At 41.8% G+C, this 19,398-nt stretch carries 18 protein-coding genes; 11 read left to right on the top strand and 7 right to left on the bottom strand.

All coding sequences use genetic code 11. The annotated features are described in order from the left end of the window. Window positions 1-84 precede the first annotated feature (84 nt). Complete coding sequence (gene hmgA, locus PSR9079_RS00195) at window positions 85-1,386, top strand: homogentisate 1,2-dioxygenase (RefSeq protein WP_149979982.1); 1,302 nt, start codon at window positions 85-87, stop codon at window positions 1,384-1,386. A gap of 7 nt (window positions 1,387-1,393) precedes the next feature. Then, window positions 1,394-2,023 carry a maleylacetoacetate isomerase gene (gene maiA / locus PSR9079_RS00190; RefSeq protein ID WP_149979981.1) on the top strand — a complete coding sequence of 210 codons (630 nt, stop codon included), beginning with the start codon at window positions 1,394-1,396 and terminating at the stop codon, window positions 2,021-2,023. A gap of 6 nt (window positions 2,024-2,029) precedes the next feature. Here maiA and PSR9079_RS00185 read toward each other — a convergent pair whose 3' ends face one another. Continuing rightward, window positions 2,030-2,263, bottom strand: coding sequence for a TIGR02647 family protein (locus tag PSR9079_RS00185; protein WP_145234371.1), 234 nt, complete (start codon window positions 2,261-2,263; stop codon window positions 2,030-2,032). Between the two features lie 181 nt (window positions 2,264-2,444). On the opposite strand from PSR9079_RS00185, the gene PSR9079_RS00180 reads away from it, so the two are divergent. Further along, window positions 2,445-2,747 carry a DUF1496 domain-containing protein gene (locus PSR9079_RS00180; RefSeq protein ID WP_149979980.1) on the top strand — a complete coding sequence of 101 codons (303 nt, stop codon included), beginning with the start codon at window positions 2,445-2,447 and terminating at the stop codon, window positions 2,745-2,747. Window positions 2,748-2,812: 65 nt separating this feature from the next. Then, window positions 2,813-3,079 (top strand): VF530 family protein, encoded by a 267-nt coding sequence (locus PSR9079_RS00175; protein WP_145234376.1) that lies wholly within the window; start codon window positions 2,813-2,815, stop codon window positions 3,077-3,079. Between the two features lie 42 nt (window positions 3,080-3,121). Here the strand turns inward: PSR9079_RS00175 and PSR9079_RS00170 are convergent, their stop codons facing one another. Continuing rightward, window positions 3,122-4,747: a diacylglycerol kinase family protein gene (locus PSR9079_RS00170; protein ID WP_149979979.1), complete on the bottom strand. Its 1,626-nt coding sequence runs from the start codon at window positions 4,745-4,747 to the stop codon at window positions 3,122-3,124. Window positions 4,748-5,021: 274 nt separating this feature from the next. After that, window positions 5,022-6,023, bottom strand: a complete 1,002-nt coding sequence (locus PSR9079_RS00165) for a branched-chain amino acid aminotransferase (protein WP_149979978.1) — start codon at window positions 6,021-6,023, stop codon at window positions 5,022-5,024. Between the two features lie 363 nt (window positions 6,024-6,386). Between PSR9079_RS00165 and PSR9079_RS00160 the strand changes: the two genes are divergently transcribed. From PSR9079_RS00160 to PSR9079_RS00130, 7 genes are all read left to right on the top strand, one after another. Then, the gene (locus tag PSR9079_RS00160) at window positions 6,387-6,926 is read left to right on the top strand and encodes a sigma-70 family RNA polymerase sigma factor (protein ID WP_149980373.1); all 540 of its coding nucleotides are present in this window, start codon (window positions 6,387-6,389) and stop codon (window positions 6,924-6,926) included. After that, a complete protein-coding gene (locus PSR9079_RS00155) occupies window positions 6,923-7,612 on the top strand; it encodes an anti-sigma factor (protein WP_149979977.1) in 690 nt (229 codons plus the stop codon). Before PSR9079_RS00160 ends, PSR9079_RS00155 begins: the two co-directional genes overlap by 4 nt. A gap of 174 nt (window positions 7,613-7,786) precedes the next feature. Further along, window positions 7,787-9,379 (top strand): DUF4331 domain-containing protein, encoded by a 1,593-nt coding sequence (locus PSR9079_RS00150; RefSeq protein WP_149979976.1) that lies wholly within the window; start codon window positions 7,787-7,789, stop codon window positions 9,377-9,379. A gap of 11 nt (window positions 9,380-9,390) precedes the next feature. Beyond that, entirely contained in the window at window positions 9,391-9,906 is a 516-nt protein-coding gene (locus PSR9079_RS00145; protein ID WP_149979975.1) for an Ig-like domain-containing protein, read from the top strand. A 51-nt stretch (window positions 9,907-9,957) separates the two neighbouring features. After that, complete coding sequence (locus PSR9079_RS00140) at window positions 9,958-10,965, top strand: tetratricopeptide repeat protein (protein ID WP_149979974.1); 1,008 nt, start codon at window positions 9,958-9,960, stop codon at window positions 10,963-10,965. Further along, window positions 10,962-12,080 carry a HupE/UreJ family protein gene (locus tag PSR9079_RS00135; protein ID WP_179959127.1) on the top strand — a complete coding sequence of 373 codons (1,119 nt, stop codon included), beginning with the start codon at window positions 10,962-10,964 and terminating at the stop codon, window positions 12,078-12,080. The genes PSR9079_RS00140 and PSR9079_RS00135 overlap by 4 nt, the downstream gene beginning before the upstream one ends. A 140-nt stretch (window positions 12,081-12,220) precedes the next feature. Next, a complete protein-coding gene (locus tag PSR9079_RS00130) occupies window positions 12,221-12,808 on the top strand; it encodes a GNAT family N-acetyltransferase (RefSeq protein ID WP_145234394.1) in 588 nt (195 codons plus the stop codon). Window positions 12,809-12,899: 91 nt separating this feature from the next. On the opposite strand, the gene PSR9079_RS00125 is transcribed toward PSR9079_RS00130, so the two are convergent. From PSR9079_RS00125 to PSR9079_RS00110, 4 genes are all read right to left on the bottom strand, one after another. After that, complete coding sequence (locus tag PSR9079_RS00125) at window positions 12,900-13,514, bottom strand: TetR/AcrR family transcriptional regulator (RefSeq protein ID WP_145234396.1); 615 nt, start codon at window positions 13,512-13,514, stop codon at window positions 12,900-12,902. 137 nt (window positions 13,515-13,651) lie between these two features. Beyond that, window positions 13,652-15,061, bottom strand: a complete 1,410-nt coding sequence (locus PSR9079_RS00120; RefSeq protein ID WP_149979973.1) for an efflux transporter outer membrane subunit — start codon at window positions 15,059-15,061, stop codon at window positions 13,652-13,654. Continuing rightward, the gene (locus tag PSR9079_RS00115; RefSeq protein ID WP_149979972.1) at window positions 15,061-18,192 is read right to left on the bottom strand and encodes an efflux RND transporter permease subunit; all 3,132 of its coding nucleotides are present in this window, start codon (window positions 18,190-18,192) and stop codon (window positions 15,061-15,063) included. The genes PSR9079_RS00120 and PSR9079_RS00115 overlap by 1 nt, the downstream gene beginning before the upstream one ends. 12 nt (window positions 18,193-18,204) lie before the next feature. Then, window positions 18,205-19,362: an efflux RND transporter periplasmic adaptor subunit gene (locus PSR9079_RS00110; protein WP_149979971.1), complete on the bottom strand. Its 1,158-nt coding sequence runs from the start codon at window positions 19,360-19,362 to the stop codon at window positions 18,205-18,207. Window positions 19,363-19,398: the final 36 nt, after the last annotated feature.

The raw sequence follows: 19,398 nt of genomic DNA, 5'->3' as shown, positions 1-19,398 counted from the left end.
AATATGTACAGTGACAAAAAGCACGATGTTTGAATTTAGTCTCACTTGAGAGTATCTTACAGTAAAACATAAAGGAGTCGAGTGATGACCAGCGAATTAAAATATATGACAGGATTTGGCAATGAGTTTGAAACCGAAGCTCTGCCTGGCGCATTGCCTATTGGGCAGTTTAGCCCGCAAAAAGTAAAATACGATTTATACGCTGAACAATTTAGTACCACCGCATTTACTGCGCCGCGTGCTGATAACCGCCGTACTTGGATGTACCGTATCCGCCCATCGGTTGTCCAAGGTGATTACAGCGCAATTGATAACGGTTTAATTCGCACCGCTCCAATTACCGAAGTCCCGACTCCACCTACGATGCTTCGTTGGGATCCAATTGATATTCCAACTACGCCAACCGATTTCATTGATGGTTTGATCACTATGGCTGCAAACGGCAGCGCTAATGGCCAAACAGGAATTGGCATCCATGTTTATGTAGCGAATAAATCAATGACTGATCGTTATTTTTATAATGCCGACGGCGAAATGTTATTTGTGCCTCAGCAAGGTCAGTTACTGCTGAAAACAGAATGTGGTAATTTAACGGTTAAAGCAGGTGAAATCGCAGTGATCCCGCGTGGCATTAAATTCCAAGTCGTTTTGCTCTGTGATACTGCTCGTGGTTATATCTGTGAAAATTATGGTCATGCTTATGTGTTAGCTGAGCGTGGCCCAGTGGGAGCCAACGGCTACGCTAACGACCGTGATTTTCAATACCCTGTTGCTGCCTTTGAAGATAAAGAAGGTGAGTTTGAGTTGGTTGCTAAGTTCAACGGTAATATGTTCCGCTGTGATATAGGCCACTCCCCTTTAGATGTTGTAGCCTGGACGGGCAACAGCGCTCCCTATAAATATGATTTAGCACGTTTTAATGTAATGAATACAGTGAGCTTTGATCATCCTGATCCGTCTATCTTCACAGTACTGACATCCCCGTCAGGCACAGAAGGTGTTGCTAATATTGATTTTGCAATTTTTCCTCCACGCTGGATGGTGGCTGAAAACACCTTCCGCCCACCCTATTATCACCGCAATATTATGAGTGAATTTATGGGCTTAATTGAAGGCGTGTACGATGCCAAAGAGCACGGCTTTGTACCAGGAGGCATGAGTTTACATAATTGTATGTCACCGCATGGCCCAGAAGCTGATGTATTTGAAAAGGCCTCTAACGCAGAGCTTGAACCGCAACGCTACGAAAAGACCCTCGCGTTTATGTTTGAATCACGTTACGTTATTTCACCAACAAAATACGCATTAGAAGGCAAAGAGCGCCAACCTAATTACACTGATTGCTGGCGAACTATTAAAAAACACTACAGTGGCCCACAAGGATAATTGAACCATGAAACTTTATACATATTTTCGTTCATCTGCCGCATATCGCGTTCGTATTGCGCTTAATTTAAAAAATATTAAGCATGAGTTAGTAACTGTTAACTTACTAAAATCTGAGCAACAAGCACCTGAATACCTAGATAAAAACCCACAAGGGTTATTACCTGCGCTGGAAACCAATGACGGTGTACTCGCACAATCGATGGCAATTTTAGAATACCTTGAAGAAACACATCCCGACACACCACTATTATTTGGTGATGCCTGGCAAAAAGCCCAGATCCGTAATTTATGTTATGCCATTGCCTGCGATATTCACCCTATTGATAACCTACGGGTACTGAAATATTTAAGCGGTGAACTTGGTGCTGACGATGCAATCAAAAATACCTGGTATCGTCATTGGGTAGAGGTTGGTTTTGAAAAAATTGAACAGCTACTTGATCATACAAATCAATATTGTGTGGGTGATAAACCTAGCCTTGCTGATGTGTGTTTAGTGCCGCAAGTATTTAATGCTTATCGTTTTAACGTCGATATGACTGCGTATCCGAAAATAGCAGCCATTTATGAACGTTGTAACAAGCTTGATGCATTTATTGATGCTGCACCACAAAACCAACCGGATGCAGCCTGATATTTTTTAATTACCCAACGCACTGTGTAGCACGGTTACGTGCTCTATCAGATCTAAGCCCAGATCGGTTAAGTAACCGCCATCTGGGCTATCTATAATACCTTTATCAAACAATCGTTGTGCCGCGCTTAATAAGCTTTCATCAGCATCACTATGTAACTTAATACCTTGCATTTTACTGGTTAATGGAAATTTTGCTAACAGTGTAAATTCGTCAATCATCGTTTGTTTAAATTGCATGTGTTCACCTTGTCTTTAGAAAATTATTTTTGTGGATTTTACCCTAACACATTTTATGGCCAAGTCACCCTAAAACCCTAAGTGGGCTGGTTTAAACGCATTTAATTGCAACTGAAACTAGTATTTTGGGGTAACTTAGGTATAAGCTTAGTGTAGTTATTTTTTAATGCAAAGGCTAAATATGCGAATTATAACGATTATAGGCATCTGTTTTATCAGTGTAATTTACTCGGCTAATAGTTTCAGTAATAATCAAAAACCAGCCTTGTTTCTTGACGCAAAAAATATAGTTAGCGAGCAGCAACTCTGTTGGTTTGAAGATCAACGCTACAGTGAAGGTGCGATTATTTTAATGGCTAATGTGCGGGTGATCTGTGCAGCAAAAAACCCTCATCACAATAATAGCGCGTTAAATTGGTTAATGCTCAACGAGCAAAATGAAATTATTTACCCAACCGCCCCTAAAACAATTCGCGTTAATTAATAGAATTGGTATCAACGCACAGTTACGTTACAATAGCAGCGACTTTTATCAAGCAATAGTGACTTATGAATCAGCAAGCAAACAACCCGTTACATGGCATTACACTCGAACAAATAGTAGTAAAACTCGAGCAAACACTTGGCTGGAAAGCAATGGGTGAGCATGTTGATATTCGCTGTTTTAAATCTGACCCAAGTGTAAAATCGAGCCTTAAATTTTTACGTAAAACACCTTGGGCGCGTACCAAGGTCGAGCAGTTATACCTCGATAACTGTGTCGATGCACAACCGCAAAACAGCGGTTTTGTGTGGCCTAGTATTAAAAAGAAGTAACAGCCATTGCGCGTTATAGCTTATAACGCGCAACAAGTTCAGTTACTCGACCTGCTCTGCACAGATCACCGCCAGTGATTGCGGAGTAATTTCAATGATCAATTTATCAGCACTTTTAACTTCACCATCAAGTACATATTTTATTTCCTGAGTCGCCGATATTGCAACGCGGCGCGCATTGGTATGATGTGAATTAATCGCAAAGTGTGCTTGAGTAATACTGCTAAATACCAGCTCAGCAATGCTTAATACATTGGCTGATGCGTCTTGGTTAGGAGTGAGCCAATTAACATCGAGCAAGCCATCATAGTGATTAGGCTGTCCCCCACCTTGCGCTAGTAAAGTAGTAAAAGGTGCAGCATTAGCGACAATTAAACTATTGGTATGTATTTGCTGCGGCGCGTTATCATCTAGCTGTACTGTGAAATCTTGGGCTTTTTGTTCGCCTAAAGCTTGCCAGAAGCCCTGTAAATATGCGAACTGACCAAGCTCGTTTTTAGTATCCCGATCGGCTTTTTCAATCATGTGTTGTTCAAAGCCAATCCCTGCTAACAGCAGCATTAACTCACCATTGCAATATGCTGTATCCATTTGCTTGGTTTGCCCTTCAATAATCAAATCACATGCTACTTCCACAGGGATCAACTTTGACTTAATTCCCATTAACACATGTGCTAGAGCATTGGCCGTGCCAAATGGAATAATACCTAATTTACAGTCTGTGTTTACCAAAACACTTGCCACTTCTGCCACGGTGCCATCGCCGCCGCAGGCGATGATCATATCTGGCTTATCAGCTATCGCTTGTTTGGCCAACACAATCCCATTTTTCTCGACTGATGTGATCATCACTTTTAAGTTATAATAAGCAGATAAACGCGCAACAATTAAATGCTCTTTTTGCTGCCATAACTTAGTGCCGGAAACTGGATTGGCAATTAATACCGCTTTATTTTTGATTAATAACTCACCCTTTCTATGGCGTTTAACTAGTTGACGCAGTTGGTGTTTATTTAAATTAGCGGTTTCGCGTGTTTCTTTTATTTGCGCAAGCACTTGATGTACATCAGCCTCCTTATTTTGACTGAGTAAATAAGCCGCCATCACAAACACCGATCGACCACGACCCAACGCGCAATGCACCACCACTCGACGATTATCTTTAATATGATGGGCAATCCAGTTAATCGCTTGATTAAGCTGCGAACGTGTTGGGACTCGATGATCAAGCACTGGGATATTTAAATAGTTTATGTTTTCTTGTGTTGATGACCATTCAAGTCCATCAAATTCACAGGTTACATCTAAAATCGCGGTAATACCGTTATCTTTTAAAGTATCTATATCTGAAGGGAATAAGCGACAGGCTAAAAATAAGTGTTCGTTAATTTGTTGTAATGGCGGTACTTTATCGTGCTTTCGGCTCCACGCGTTATAAACTTGTGCCCCCAATAAAAAAGGTATGAAAGCCCAACGAATGTAAAACGGGATAACACCGTTTTCTCGTTTACGAAAAATTTTTGCAATATTAAAAAAATAGGCACCGCTTACCAGTAATAAAGATAAAGCCGTCCAATAGAATAGCAGCGAAAAATAGCTAGGACTAACCTGCCACCCCATAATGATAAATACAATTGCCAATAATAAGTAACTTATTGCGGCCCACATAAACGCTCCTTTTGTCGTTAGTTATACCCAAATAGAAATGCAATCTATGCGCCACTAAAAAAATCAAATGGAAATAAATATTCATATATATTTCATAGTATTAAGATATCAGCTGATTAGTTTCGTGATACTTGCTGTGTATACATACGTTATTTTTACACACCTGTGCAGCTAACTTACACAGTTGAAAGTATAGATTATTAAATAACTTAGACCATAAAAAAGCCTAGGTTATAAATAACCTAGGCTTTTTATAAAAACATATCGTTTAACTTTACACGTCGATTTTGGTTAACCAGCCATGGGTGTCTGGTGCTTTACCCCATTGAATATCGTTAAGGGCTTGGCGCAAACGCATTGTCGTTGGCCCTGCTTCACCACTGCCCACTTTATATTCTTTATCATTATGAATAAAAGTACCCACTGGGGTTAATACCGCAGCAGTGCCAGATAAAGCAGCTTCAGTACCCGGTTTTGCAGCACGCTCAAGTAATTCAGTGACTGTAAAATTGCGCTCGGATACTGTCATACCTAAATCTTTAGCGATGGTTAAAATACTGCTGCGCGTCACGCCATGTAAAAAGGTGCTATCTAGCGCTTTAGTAATAATTTCATTACCATCAATTAAAATAAAGTTTGCGGCACCAGTTTCTTGTACATCACCGCCTGGACAGAATAGAATTTGGTCGGCTTGATGTTGCAAGCGTGCTGCCGTAATGGGTGCTAATGCGCTAGCGTAGTTACCACCGCTTTTGATCATACCCATGTGTGGGGCACAGCGCATACCATCTTCTTCTAGTAATACTCGCAGCGCAGTCGCGCCACCAGCAAAGTAATCACCCACAGGTGATAATAGCACATACAATAATGAACTTAATGACGGCACAGCCGCTTTACCAATTGCAGCTTCAGTACCGATATGAGTTGGACGAATATACATAGAGCCCGGTGGTAACGGCGTTTCATCAGCATATTGGCGAACAATATCAATGATCATTTTTTCAAGCATGGCTCCATCAACTTCAGGTAAACTTAATAAATGCGAGCTTTGTTTCATGCGGGCAATGTTAGCGTCCATACGGAAAATATAAACTGAGCCGTCTTCATGGCGAAATGCTTTTAACCCCTCAAAACATGTACTTGAATAGTGAAGAACATGTGCACCAGCATGAAGTTCAATTTTATCTGACGGAACAACAGAGCTTTCGCTCCAAGCGTTATCAGTAAAACGTGCTTGAATCATCTGCGGCATAAATACGGTACCGAATGCGGCCATTTTAATCTCTCTTATGTGGTCTACTTTTACCCCATTGTATGACATTCATGCACTGTTTAACCATAACTAAAACAAGGCATTTATTGGAAGTAACAGGATTTTTTGCAATTTCGTAAGTATTTAACTTTGGTAGGTCCTATTATTCTGCTTTGCGGCGTCATTTCCAGCTCTCTAAACGATGAATGTAGGACTGCAGTCTCAGATATAAAACTGATCTCCGCAACTTGATAAGCCGTATTTTACTGCTAGGCTAACTGGTGGAAAAGCATGAAAATAATGATAAGCACCCATCATTTAGTTGGTTTTTTGCATCCATTTTACATCATCATACGTTTACTAACTGACAATAATAATAGGAACTCTATGGAAACCGACGAATTATTACCCCTACTAAGTGCAACCGCGCAGGGCAATAAACAGGCATTTGCTAAATTGTATAATGCCACAAGCGCAAAGCTGTTTGCGATCAGCTTAAAAATGTTAAGCAATCGTGCTCATGCCGAGGAAGCGCTGCAAGATGCATTTGTGAAAATTTGGCACAATGCATCTGATTATCAAGTAACCAAAGGCACAGTGATCAGCTGGATGATCAGCATTGTTCGTTATCGTAGCTTAGACTCTTTGCGCTATCACAAAGTGCGTAAAGAGCAATCCTTAGATGACGACTCTGCAATCTCAGATGATTTAACTGACTCACCTTTAGCTATTGATTACGAAGATAAAAGTAAACTCGTTGATTGTATAGAGCAACTAGATGAACAGCAAAAACAAGCGATCCACTTAGCCTACTACAAAGGCTTGACTCACAGTGAGTTAGTTGATCATATTGATACTCCGCTTGGCACAGTAAAAAGCTGGATCAGACGCGGCCTGCAACAGTTGCAAAGGTGCTTAACGTTATGAATTATGACAATCAAAAACTTATCGATATGTTGGCGGCTGAATACGTGTTAGGGACCTTAAAAGGCTCTGCTCGTAAACGCTTTCAACGTTTAATGCTCTCATCAAATCGTGTTCGAGAAGCAACCTGGATGTGGGAGCAACATTTAAATAATTTAGCCAGCTCAATTAAATCTGTGCCGCCTGATAGCCACGTTTGGGAAGCAATTTCACAGCGTATTGACCCACAGCAAGCAGTGGTACCAAACAATGTTATTCAACCTAAAACAAGTATTTGGCAAGCGTGGTCGTTAATTGCTACCGCAGCAAGTATCGTATTAGCTTTGATTATTTGGCAGCCACAAACGCCTGTCGGGCAAAACACTCAGCAAATTGCGCTGTTTAAAGATGCCAGCGAAAAACCATTATGGTTTATCGATATCAACGAACAAGGTTTATCAATAAAAGCCAGCGACAAATTGACCGCCAGAACTGATAAGGATTATGAACTGTGGATGATATTAAAAGGTCAAGATGCACCTATTTCGTTGGGCCTTTTACCAAAAGATGGCGTTAAATCGCTATTAAAAGACTCACGTTTCAACGCGCAAGATATCGCATTACTTGCCATAAGTTTAGAACCTATTGGAGGCTCACCAACAGGCTCTCCCACCGAAGTACTGTACACAACTGAGTTAATTTTACTGTAAGTAAACCAACAACACGCAATAAAAAGCCAGCAAAAGCTGGTTTTTTATTCCATTAAATTCAACGAGGTAATTTTAAATATACATTCCATTAATATTTTTTACTTTTTATTGCATCCAATGGTAATTGCTTTGCGTATTAGTAGTGACCACTATCTAAAACTAAAGGACAAAGTCATGAAAGCTTTAACTCCCTCAATATTAGCAGTTGTAGTATGTAGTACCTTAGTAAGCGTCCCATCAGAGGCGTCAAGTCACCGTGAAGCTCCAAATATCAGTCGCTTCCCGACTTTAGATTCAACAGATTTTTATGCATTTAACAGTTATGAACAAGGCCGTGGTGATTATGTCACCCTGATTGCAAACTATATTCCATTGCAAGATGGCTATGGCGGACCTAACTATTTTGCCATGGATCCTGATGCAACCTACAGCATCCATATTGATAACGATGGCGATGCGATTGAAGATATTAGCTTCGCCTTTAACTTCAAAAGTATGCTGCCTAATGACAATCAAGGTGTTGCATTAACCGTTGGCCCTGAAGGCAACCAACGTACTGTTGCTGTACCACTCAAAAATGTTGGTGGTGTTGCAGCTGGCAATAATGCCGCAGTTAACTTTAGCGAATCATACACTATGACGATGATCGCTGGTGATCAGCGTACAGGTAGCAAAACCATGCTAACTAATACCATGACCAGCAGTAATGAATTCCACAAGCCACTTGATTATATTGGCGATAAAACGTTTTCATCAATGGATGGTTATAAAAGCTACGCAGCGCAATTTGTATATCAAGTAGCGATCCCAGGCTGTGACGGTATGGCAAAAGTATTTGTTGGCCAACGTAAAGACCCATTCGTAGTGAACCTAGGCAAAACCTTTGACTTAGTGAACTATGTGCCGGTAGAAGGCGACAGTGCGCCGGGCGCAGGTGATGGCGCGGGCTTCCCTGGAGGCATTACACAATCGGCAGATAATGATGACTTAGCAGATAAAAATGTGACCGCAATTGCTATCGAAGTACCTAAAAGCTGTGTAGTTGGTAATGGCAACGGCACTATTGGTACATGGACTACAGCAAGCTTACCGCAGGCGCGTATTCTAAACCCGAATGCTAAATTTGCGAACAATGCAGTAAACGGTGGTGCGCTTACTCAAGTATCTCGTTTAGGTAATCCACTTGTTAATGAGTTGGTAATTGGTTTAAAAGACAAAGATACCTTCTCAAGTTCACAGCCTAAAGACGATGCTCAATTTATTGATTATGTTACCCACCCTTCTTTACCAGAGCTTTTAAATATTCTGTTTAAAGATGCGGTTAACACCACCTTGGGGGCAAATCTAGCGACCCTTGCACCAACGAATTTTCCACGTAATGACTTAGTAACTGCATTTTTAACTGGTTTCCCGGGCGTTAATCAATTAGCCACTGTTACAGGTGCTGAAATGTTACGTTTAAACACAGCAATTGCAGCTAAAGCACAGGCAGATCAATCAGCATTTGGTGTTGCTGGTGATGATTTAGCCGGTTTCCCAAATGGCCGTCGTCCTGGTGATGATGTAGTTGATATTGCGCTACGTGTGGTAATGGGTCGCTTATGCTACCCAATTCCAGTAAATGGCACAAATACTGATTTAGGCCTGTGTACATCTGATGATGCCAGTGTAGGTAACGTACCATTTACCGATGGTGCACCAGTGAACGCTACGATGATGGATGCAAGCTTTCCATATCTAGCAACTCCACTTGCAGGGTCTAAATAAGGAGAACACTCATGCAACATTTTAAATTATCACATCTTGGGTTATTGCTTGCTGCGCTTACACTCAGCGGCTGTAGCAATGATGACGACCATAACACCGTCGAGATACCACCGATGGTAAATAAAGCACCTACAGCAACAGCTGATATGGTAACCACACAAACCGAAGTTGTAATTGAAGACATGCTACAAGGTTCTGATCCTGAAGGAGATACTCTTACCTTCAGTCTGGTTACTGAGCCAATGCTAGGCATGGTAGTGGTTAATAGTGATGGTAGTTACACCTATACGCCGAACCTTGAAACTACTGGCTCTGATAGCTTTACCTTTGCAGTCAGTGATGGGGTAAACAGCCAAGTTACTGCGATGGTTGATATCACTATTGAAGCACTTGAAGTCGATTTTGCACTACTAGGCCGTGCAGCATTTAACCAAGCGGCTACCGATAAGCCACTGAGTGTGAACGGCCGTACATTCACAAATGCGGATGAAAATGCCACATTTGACGATTTGTTAGGTAACAACTAAATCACACAATAATACTTGCAGGCCATGGATGGCCTTTTTAAGGAGAATGCTATGATCACCCGTGCTTTTACTTACCTTTGTTTATTGATCTCAGTTAATGCAGGGGCTGAACCTTATACGCCAGCAGATGACGAGATCATCGCAAAAGCCCGCGCAATAAATACCGCACACCTTAATCAAGACGAATTAATGACGTTACTGATAAATAGCCAACAAGTAGGTCAAACTGAGCTTCGCCAAGGCTTATTAAAAAACCAGTTACAGCAGCGCTATGCGCAATCTCCCACACCACAAATTGGCTACATGTATGCACGCGTTTTACAACGTGAACATCAATTTTCAGCAGCCTTAGCAATCACCGATGCAGTACTAAAACGCGATCCTAACCATGTTAACACCCATCTATTACGCGCCAATATGCTAATGGTTCAAGGTGACTTTAAAGCCGCTAAACAACAATGCTTAAAACTCTTGGGTCTAACAGCAATGGATGTAATTAATACCTGTACATTTGATGTACTAAGCCAAGACGGTCAATTAGCACAAAGTTATCAAAGTTTAGCGAACAGTATTACAAGTAATAAACAAAGCGATGATACCCGCCATGTATTGGCTGAAATGGCACTGAGACTCAATAAACCCGATGAAGCGCTCGCTCATATCCAGTCATTGCCATTAAAAACAGCCCCCGTCAGCCTTGTAGTGTTATGGGCAGATATTTATTTAGCGCAAGGGAATTATCAAAAAGTGCTAAACACTTTGCCTGCACTGGTAAATGATCAACAAAATTTAGAAGATGCCTTGTTGCTGCGCTTAGCAATTGCAGAGCAACACTACAACGATACCTCGCTGAAACAATGGCAAAATTTAATGGCACAAAGAGTGGCGCTGCGTGAATTACGCCAAGACAGTTTCCATGCCAGTGATTTAGCTCACTATTATTTAGACATCAATAAACAGCCAGAAAAAGCCCTATACTGGGCAAAAATAAATTGGCAACAAGCCAAGCTTGATGCCGATCAGCAATTACTTACACGTGCGCAAGGAGCCTCTTTATGAACGCATTTGTAACTGCGTTTTTTTGTAACTTGTGTTTATTTTTCATGTTGCAAGGAACAGCTCAAGCACACCAATTAAGTACCAGCTATATTAATTTAAACGCAATTGATGACAGCCATTTTACGGGTAGTTGGCAAATCAACGTTGCCGATTTAGAGCAACAGGTGGCGTTTGATTTAAATCAAGATGGGGCTATCGCATGGCATGAGATCAGTGCAAAACATAGCGCCATAAGTGATTTTGTCCTGACCTCACTGACAGTAACATCAGCGGACAAGCAAGCATGTACGCTTACCAGCGACGCTCCGTTGCAGCTTGATAGTCATTTTAATCAACCCTATGTAGTTGTTCAATTGCAATTATCCTGCCCAGCTCTGGGCACCAACCACAGCGCCATAGCATTTCATTATCAGGCATTTTTCGATACTGATGCCAATCATAAAGCAATTGTCACTATCAATGATCAAACTCGTGTGATGAGTAAAAATAATACCCTTCAAACTTTTGATTTTACTAAAAGCAGTTACCTCACCACTTTTAATCAATATGTTTACCAAGGAGTGCTGCATATTTGGCTCGGACTTGACCATATCTTATTTTTAATTGCATTGTTGCTTACCTGTGTATTAGTAAAAAAATCAGCAAAATGGCAAGGTGTAGAATCAAAAGTCACGATCTTCAAACACACCGCATGGATAGTTACCGCATTTACTTTGGCGCATTCAATCACTCTGACCGCCACTGCAATGCAATTAGTTACACCTAACAGTCGCTGGGTAGAACTGGGGATCGCTATATCTGTGTTGTTTGCAGCTCTTAACAATATTTGGCCATTAGTTGTGCGTTTAGGCTGGGTCACATTCGCCTTTGGTTTATTACATGGCATGGGCTTTGCGAGTGTATTAGGTGAATTAGGGCTATCCAGTGACTATCAATTACTCAGCGTGCTAGCATTTAATTTAGGTGTAGAGATAGGCCAACTGGCTATATTAGCAGTTACATTACCAGTCCTTATTTGGGCAAGAAACTATCACTGGTATCAAAAATGGGTGATGCCTGCAGGCTCACTCGCCATCGCGATCATCGCAGTGCAGTGGTCAATAGAACGGATTTGAGGGTATTGATTTATAGCTGAAATCAACAAATTAATTGTAAAATTCACTGTGTAAGTTGCTATCATTGAATCCTTATAGGATCATCTCTATGTACAAAACGTTGAGATATTAAACAATGGTTTTAGGAGTAAGGGAAATATATGCAGTGGTTAAAACCAATGCCATTGGTTGGGCACTTTATAACGCTTGAGGTGTTAAGCTTACATCATATAGATGAATTAAAACATGCGGTGCTTGATGGAGAGTCTTGGAAGTTATGGTATGCCAATGTTCCTTCGCCAGAACAAATGCACAGTTATGTTGAGCGGGCAATTATTGAAGCCAAAAACGGCAATAGCGCCTTCGCCGTAAGGTGTAATAGTAGCCATAAAATAGTTGGCACAACTCGATTCTATAACGTAGACGCACAGCATCAGCGCGCATTACTAGGCTACACATGGTATGCCAAGGCTGTACGAAGAAGTCCTGTAAATACTGAATGTAAACTTTTGATGTTGAAGTATTTATTTGATACTCACAATGCCATTGCAGTTGAGTTTAGAACACACTTTTTTAATCAACAGTCGCGAAAGGCAATTGCAAGGCTAGGCGCTAAACAAGATGGTATTTTACGCAGCCATCAAATAACAAGAGATGGATCGATTCGCGATACTGTTGTTTATTCAATTATTGCATCAGAGTGGCCAGCCGTGAAGAATCATTTACTGAACAAACTAAAATATACTTAACTTATAATTTAAGGTTTGCGCTTTAAGCCCCAAAATAACGCAGCAAAGAGGATTAAACGACACCTCTTTGCGGTTAAGGCCTCGGCTCTAATTAGAACGGTATAAGCAACACCCGCATTGCCGGGCGAAGCGCTAATAATAGCATGGCTTTATCAACATGTGGATTAAGGGTTTTGCGTATGGTGATCCCATTTATCATTGCAAACATCACTTCGATACGGCTTTCAAGTTCAGTTGCACTAAGATCTTTTATCAAACTGCGTTCACTCAATAAAAGATTTCGCATTTTCTCTCTGGCGTAACAATCAGACTTTCGCAACTGCTCTGCCACTTTATCGTTGCGCGCAGCTTCAGCGAACATCTCTAAATCGAGTGCTCCTTGGTTTACATCAGTATGATGTTCCACTGCATAGTCTAGACCATCGAGTAGAATCGTTACTAAGTCACCAGGTTGATCTTCATACTCCTGAAAAATAGAGAACAGCTTTTCCATATCCTGTTCTATAATCGATTCAATGATCGCTTCTTTACTGGCAAAGTAATTGTAAATATGTCCTGCGCTCATCCCTGCGGTCTTTGAGATCTCGGCCATTCCTGCGCCATGATAGCCTTTTCGTCTAAAACAATCGGCCGCAGCACTAAGCACTTGCTCACGGCGTGCTTGCACAAGTGCAGGGTCGGTTTGTCTTTTAGATTTTTCTTTCATAGTAACTCCGAAAAGCGCTGCTTTTCTTTAACCTAATAATTATCACTAGCTTATATGCCCTTTTAGATCAACTTTGTCAGTTGCCACAAAGAACTTAATAAACTAGTGATAAACTATATAGTGGTGCAGCCTAGCGGCTATTCACTGTGTTGAGCCGATCGTTGCCAACCGCCTCCAACCGCTTTATACAAACTAATTTGGCTCGTAATATAGGCTTTTTTACCGCTAATGAGTTGTTGCCCTGCACTGTACCAATTACGTTGTGCATCCAGCACTTGTAAATAGCTATCGGCGCCTTTTTCAAAGCGAGCTTCAGAGAGTGTAAACGACACTTGATTACTGTTATACAGATCTTCAAGCGCACTTAGCTGCTGCATATAGCCTTCCCTATCGGCAAGCGCATCAGAGACTTCTTTAAATGCCTGTTGAATCGTTTGTTCATAGGTAGTTAGCGCAATCTGTTGTTGAGTTTGCGCAACATCTAAGTTTGCTTGATTACGACCCATATTAAATATCGGTATCGTGATCGATGGCATAAAGCTCCAAGTGCCAGTGCCACTTGAAAACAAATTATCTAGATCACTCGACGCACTCCCCGCATTAGCCGTTAAGCTAATGCTCGGAAAAAATGCCGCCTTCGCAACACCGATATTAGCGTTAGCAGCTAATAACTGAAACTCTGCAGCTTTAATATCAGGACGTTGCTCAAGTAACTCGGATGGTAAGCCTACAGGCACGGTCGGGAAATTTAGTACTTCATCTAAACTCTCAACAGGTAACAACTGCGCTGAAACCGGCTGACCGACTAATAAATCAAGGGCATTTTTATCACGCTTTAACAAGCGCTGATAGTTAGCAATATCAACTTTAGCGGTGGCTACAGTGCTCTCAATTTGTGCCAACGTTAACTTTGATGCCGCGCCAAGTGCATAGGTTTTTTCGGTTAACGCCAGTGATGCCTGCTGACTTTTTAGGGTTTGCGTAGCAAGCGCTAACTGCTCTTTATCAGCAGCGTAATTTAGCCACGCACTTACCAACTCAGAAATTAAGCTAATTTTTACACTCGTTTGAGTTTGCTCTGACGCGTACAAAGTTTGCAGTGCTTGATCAGATTGATTACGAATTTTGCCCCATATATCGAGCTCATACGCGGTCATCCCCACGGTAGCTTGATAGCTATCGCTAATTTGTGCATTACCGGTTGACGTTAAGTCTCCCGGTAAGCGCTGACGCGTGCCCGACGCAGCAAAATCGATTGACGGATATAAGGCAGAGTCTTCGATTTGATAAAGCGCACGAACTTGCTGCACATTAAGTGCGGCAAGTTTAAGGTCTTTATTATGAGCTAATGTTTGTTCAATCAAGTGTTGCAACTTTTCATTCGCAAAAAACTGCTGCCATCTTAAATCAGCCGTATTACCTTGTTCGCTCTGTATTGCGTAGCTATCAGGCACCGGCAACACGATATCCTCAAGCGGTGGAGCCATTTGACAAGCACTGAGCACGAATACGCTTAGACTCGCTAGGCTTAACGTTTTGAATGTCATTATGGTTGCTCCTGTGTCACAGCTTTGTGTTTACCTGGAAAAACTCTGCGCACTAATACAAAGAATAACGGTACAAATATCACAGCCAATATTGACGATGCGAGCGTGCCACCTATGACTGAGATACCTAGAGCATTTTGTGCACCAGAACCAGCACTTGATGCAATAGCTAAAGGTAGAACGCCACAAATAAATGCCATAGAAGTCATTAAAATTGGTCGTAGTCGTAGCTTAACAGAGTTAATTGCAGCATCCACGAGTCCCATGCCCTCATCCATTTTATGGATCGCGAATTCAACAATCAAAATAGCATTTTTAGATGCCAGCCCTATGGTAGTCAATAAGCCTACTTGTAAGTAAATATCATTCGATAAATTACCTATAAAGGCAGCCATTGCAGCGCCAAATACGCCTAAAGGAACAATCATCATTACCGCTGCCGGCACAGACCAACTTTCATACAATGCAGCTAGACATAAAAACACCACCAATAACGACAACGCATATAATAATGGCGCTTGTCCGCCACTTAAACGCTCTTCATACGAAATACCAGTCCATTCAAAGGCAAACCCAGTTGGTAGCTGGCTAACCAACTTCTCCATTTCATCCATAGCTTGACCAGTACTGTAACCTGGCGCTGCTGCACCTTGAATTTCCATCGCTGAAAAACCGTTAAAACGCTCAAGACGCGGCGAACCATAGGTCCAGTACGACTGAGCAAACGCGCTAAATGGCACCATATCGCCATTACTATTACGTACATACCATTTATCTAAATCTTCCGGCACCATACGAGACTCTGGCGTACCTTGTAAAAACACTTTTTTTACTCGACCACGGTCGATAAAGTCATTCACATAGCTACTACCCCACGCGGTAGACAAAGTACTATTGATATCTGCTTGGGTCAGCCCAAGTGCTTGCGCTTTTGCTAAATCAATATCTAGCTCCAGTTCTGGCTTATCTTCTTGACCATTAGGGCGAACGCCTGCTAACACAGGACTTTGTGAAGCCATCCCTAGTAACATATTTCGCGCTTCGAGTAATTTGTCGTGACCAAGCCCAACCCTATCTTGTAAAAACAAGGTAAAGCCATTGGCAGTGCCAAGCTCAACAACCGCAGGTGGTGGGAAAGCAAAAACAAAGGCTTCTTTAATCGTAGAAAAATAACCCATCGCTTTGCCTGCAACTGCACCAACCGATAAATCATCGCGTTGACGCTCATCCCAGTGTTTTAAACCAACAAAGCCAAGCGCTGCATTTTGTCCAGAGCCTGCGAAGCTAAAGCCAGTTACACTAAACACAGAACGAACAGCTTCAGACTGATCTTCTAGGAAATGTTTTTCCATTTTCTCAACGACTTTTAATGTCTGCTCAGTGGTTGCTCCTGCTGGTAAACTTACTTGATTGAACAAAATACCTTGGTCTTCATCAGGTAAAAATGCTGAAGGGAGTTGTGAGAAAATATAGATCATGCCGCCAACAATTAAGCCGTAACACAATAAATAGCGCTTACTTTGCTTGATCATACGACTTACAAAGTTTTGTGCGCCGGTGTTGGTCTTTTCAAAGCCGCGGTTAAAGCCCATAAAAAAGCGACCAATAAATGATGAGTTATTATGTACGTGGCTCGGTTTTAACATGGTTGCACACAGTGCTGGTGTTAAAATAAGTGCCACTAAAACAGATAAACTCATAGCAGTTACTAAGGTTACTGAGAACTGACGATAAATAACCCCTGTCGAGCCTGCAAAGAACGCCATTGGGATAAATACGGCCGATAACACCATAGCAATACCAACTAGTGCACCTTTGATTTCATCCATCGATTTTCGCGTAGCTTCAAGCGGTGACAGCTTTTCTTCCGTCATCACCCGCTCAACGTTTTCAACCACCACGATGGCATCATCAACTAATAAGCCGATAGCTAATACCATAGCAAACATGGTTAAAGTATTAATTGAATAACCCAGTACTTGCAGTACAGCAAAGGTACCGAGTAAAACCACAGGCACTGCAATGGTAGGAATTAGTGTTGCTCTAAAGTTTTGTAAAAACAAATACATAACTAAGAATACCAATATAACCGCTTCGATTAATGTACTCACTACTTTTTCAATTGATAGTGATACAAACGGAGTGGTGTCGTAAGGTACAACACTGGCTAACCCTTCAGGAAAAAACGGTTCTAGTTCAGCTAATGCTGCTTTTACGCCTGCTGCAGTATCAAGAGCATTTGCGCCACTGGCAAGTTTAATACCTAAACCTGACGCCGGTTTACCATTAAAACGCGCCACAACACCGTAGCTTTCACCGCCAAGTTCGACTTTTGCGACATCGCCTAAGCGAACTACAGAGCCGTCTTCATTGTTTTTGACAAAAATATTGCGAAATTGTTCTGGTGTTTGTAAGCGACTTTGCGCAGTCACAGTGGCATTAAGCTGCTGCCCTGAAATCGCAGGTAAAGCACCAAGTTGACCTGCCGATACTTGCGCATTTTGAGCACTAATAGACGCACTAATATCTGCAGGAGTCAGTTTATATTTTTGCAGCATACTAGGGTCTAACCAGATACGCATCGCATACTGTGAGCCAAATAACTGCACTTCACCTACACCATCAACGCGCGACACGATATCTTGCACATTGGATGCAACATAATCACCAATGTCGATATTATTCATGCTGCCATCTTCAGAAACAAAACCAACAACCATTAAAAAGTTACGGGCAGATTTAGCAACAGATACACCTTGGCGTTGCACTTCTTGTGGCAATAACGGTGTTGCCAAGGCAAGTTTATTTTGCACTTGAACTTGTGCAATATCTGGGTCGGTATCAGCATCAAACGTTAGTGTTAAAGTTGCCGAGCCATTTGATTCCGAGGTTGATGACATATACAACAAGCCATCTAATCCTTTCATCTTTTGTTCAATAACCTGCGTAACAGTATCTTCTAACGTACGTGCAGAAGCACCGGGATAATTAGCTTGAACACTAATTGCCGGAGGCGCAATAGACGGATACTGAGCAATAGGTAAACCTTTAATTGCAAGTATTCCCGCCAACATAACAACAATGGCCAATACCCATGCAAAAATAGGCCGATCGATAAAAAATCGTGACATTAAAATGCTCCGTTATTGAGTTTTAGTAGCTGAGTCGGCTGGCACTGCATTAACAGGTGCGCCTGGTGCTATTTTTTGTAAACCTTCAACAATCAGTTGATCGCCGTCGTTTAAGCCACTAGTCACTAACCAGTTTGCACCTACTGTGCGGTCAGTTTTTAATACCCGCGCTTCAACGGTATTATCTTTACTCACCACCATCGCTGTAGGCTCACCTTTAGTATTACGACTCACACCACGTTGCGGTACTAAAATAGCATTAGACTTAACACCTTCAACAACCGCAGCTCTGACGTACATACCTGGTAATAATAGCTTTTCTGGATTTGGAAATTCTGCTCGTAAAGTCACTGAGCCAGTGCTTGGATCAACAGCCACTTCAGAAAACTGCAAAGTGCCAGTGTGCGGATACACTGAGCCATCTTCCATAGTGAGTTCAACCTTTGATTGCGCAGTAAGATCTTTGTCAAGCTCACCAGTGGCAATCGCTTTTTTCAAGCGAGTCAACTCACTACTTGACTGAGTAAGGTCAATATAAATTGGATCAAGCTGAGTGACAGTTGCTAATACGGTTGCTTGATTAGCACTTACCAAAGCACCAGCAGTCACGTTAGATTTGCCAATTTGGCCACTAATAGGCGATGAAACTCGACTATAGTTTAGGTTGATCTGCGCTGTTTTAAGCTGCGCTTGCGCAGTTAATAAATCAGCCTGGGCGCCTTTATAGCTTGCGTCTGCTTCATCAAAATCTTGTTGGCTGACCGCTTTTATTGCTAGTAACTCAGAATAACGATCTGATTTAGCCTTTGCATTAGCAATGCTTGCTTGTGCCTTACTAATAGCGGCTTTACTGGTTGCCACTTGCGCTTCAAATGTAGCTGGGTCGATTTGATATAAAGCCTGACCTTTTTTAACTTCAGCACCTTGAGTGAATAAACGTGATTGAATAATACCGCTTACCTGAGGACGAATCTCCGCCACTTGAGACGCAGTTACTCGTCCAGGAAGCTCCTTAGTAAGCGTTAATGGTTGGCTTTTTAATGTAATTACGCCAACAGGAGCTGGCTGCGAAGCAGGCGCATTCGCCTGCTGAGTTTGATCGCAACCGGATAAAGCAACTGCACTTGCCAAAGCGGTGACAGTAAAAAGAACGACGCGAGAACGCTGCATGTTAACTACCCTTAATTTAGAATGAACGATCATTCT

The organism is Pseudoalteromonas rhizosphaerae, from assembly GCF_902498845.1.
In the GTDB taxonomy this organism is placed as follows: Bacteria; Pseudomonadota; Gammaproteobacteria; order Enterobacterales; family Alteromonadaceae; genus Pseudoalteromonas; species Pseudoalteromonas rhizosphaerae.
The sequence above is the reverse complement of the archived record's forward strand: the minus strand, read 5'-3'. Positions and strand labels throughout refer to the sequence as shown.

Excerpts from the sequence above, each read along its gene's own strand:
- hmgA (WP_149979982.1), top strand. The coding sequence starts at position 85 with ATGACCAGCGAATTAAAATATATGACAGGATTTGGCAATGAGTTTGAA.
- maiA (WP_149979981.1), top strand. The coding sequence starts at position 1,394 with ATGAAACTTTATACATATTTTCGTTCATCTGCCGCATATCGCGTTCGT.
- PSR9079_RS00185 (WP_145234371.1), bottom strand. The coding sequence starts at position 2,263 with ATGCAATTTAAACAAACGATGATTGACGAATTTACACTGTTAGCAAAA.
- PSR9079_RS00180 (WP_149979980.1), top strand. The coding sequence starts at position 2,445 with ATGCGAATTATAACGATTATAGGCATCTGTTTTATCAGTGTAATTTAC.
- PSR9079_RS00175 (WP_145234376.1), top strand. The coding sequence starts at position 2,813 with ATGAATCAGCAAGCAAACAACCCGTTACATGGCATTACACTCGAACAA.
- PSR9079_RS00170 (WP_149979979.1), bottom strand. The coding sequence starts at position 4,747 with ATGTGGGCCGCAATAAGTTACTTATTATTGGCAATTGTATTTATCATT.
- PSR9079_RS00165 (WP_149979978.1), bottom strand. The coding sequence starts at position 6,023 with ATGGCCGCATTCGGTACCGTATTTATGCCGCAGATGATTCAAGCACGT.
- PSR9079_RS00160 (WP_149980373.1), top strand. The coding sequence starts at position 6,387 with ATGGAAACCGACGAATTATTACCCCTACTAAGTGCAACCGCGCAGGGC.
- PSR9079_RS00155 (WP_149979977.1), top strand. The coding sequence starts at position 6,923 with ATGAATTATGACAATCAAAAACTTATCGATATGTTGGCGGCTGAATAC.
- PSR9079_RS00150 (WP_149979976.1), top strand. The coding sequence starts at position 7,787 with ATGAAAGCTTTAACTCCCTCAATATTAGCAGTTGTAGTATGTAGTACC.
- PSR9079_RS00145 (WP_149979975.1), top strand. The coding sequence starts at position 9,391 with ATGCAACATTTTAAATTATCACATCTTGGGTTATTGCTTGCTGCGCTT.
- PSR9079_RS00140 (WP_149979974.1), top strand. The coding sequence starts at position 9,958 with ATGATCACCCGTGCTTTTACTTACCTTTGTTTATTGATCTCAGTTAAT.
- PSR9079_RS00135 (WP_179959127.1), top strand. The coding sequence starts at position 10,962 with ATGAACGCATTTGTAACTGCGTTTTTTTGTAACTTGTGTTTATTTTTC.
- PSR9079_RS00130 (WP_145234394.1), top strand. The coding sequence starts at position 12,221 with ATGCAGTGGTTAAAACCAATGCCATTGGTTGGGCACTTTATAACGCTT.
- PSR9079_RS00125 (WP_145234396.1), bottom strand. The coding sequence starts at position 13,514 with ATGAAAGAAAAATCTAAAAGACAAACCGACCCTGCACTTGTGCAAGCA.
- PSR9079_RS00120 (WP_149979973.1), bottom strand. The coding sequence starts at position 15,061 with ATGACATTCAAAACGTTAAGCCTAGCGAGTCTAAGCGTATTCGTGCTC.
- PSR9079_RS00115 (WP_149979972.1), bottom strand. The coding sequence starts at position 18,192 with ATGTCACGATTTTTTATCGATCGGCCTATTTTTGCATGGGTATTGGCC.
- PSR9079_RS00110 (WP_149979971.1), bottom strand. The coding sequence starts at position 19,362 with ATGCAGCGTTCTCGCGTCGTTCTTTTTACTGTCACCGCTTTGGCAAGT.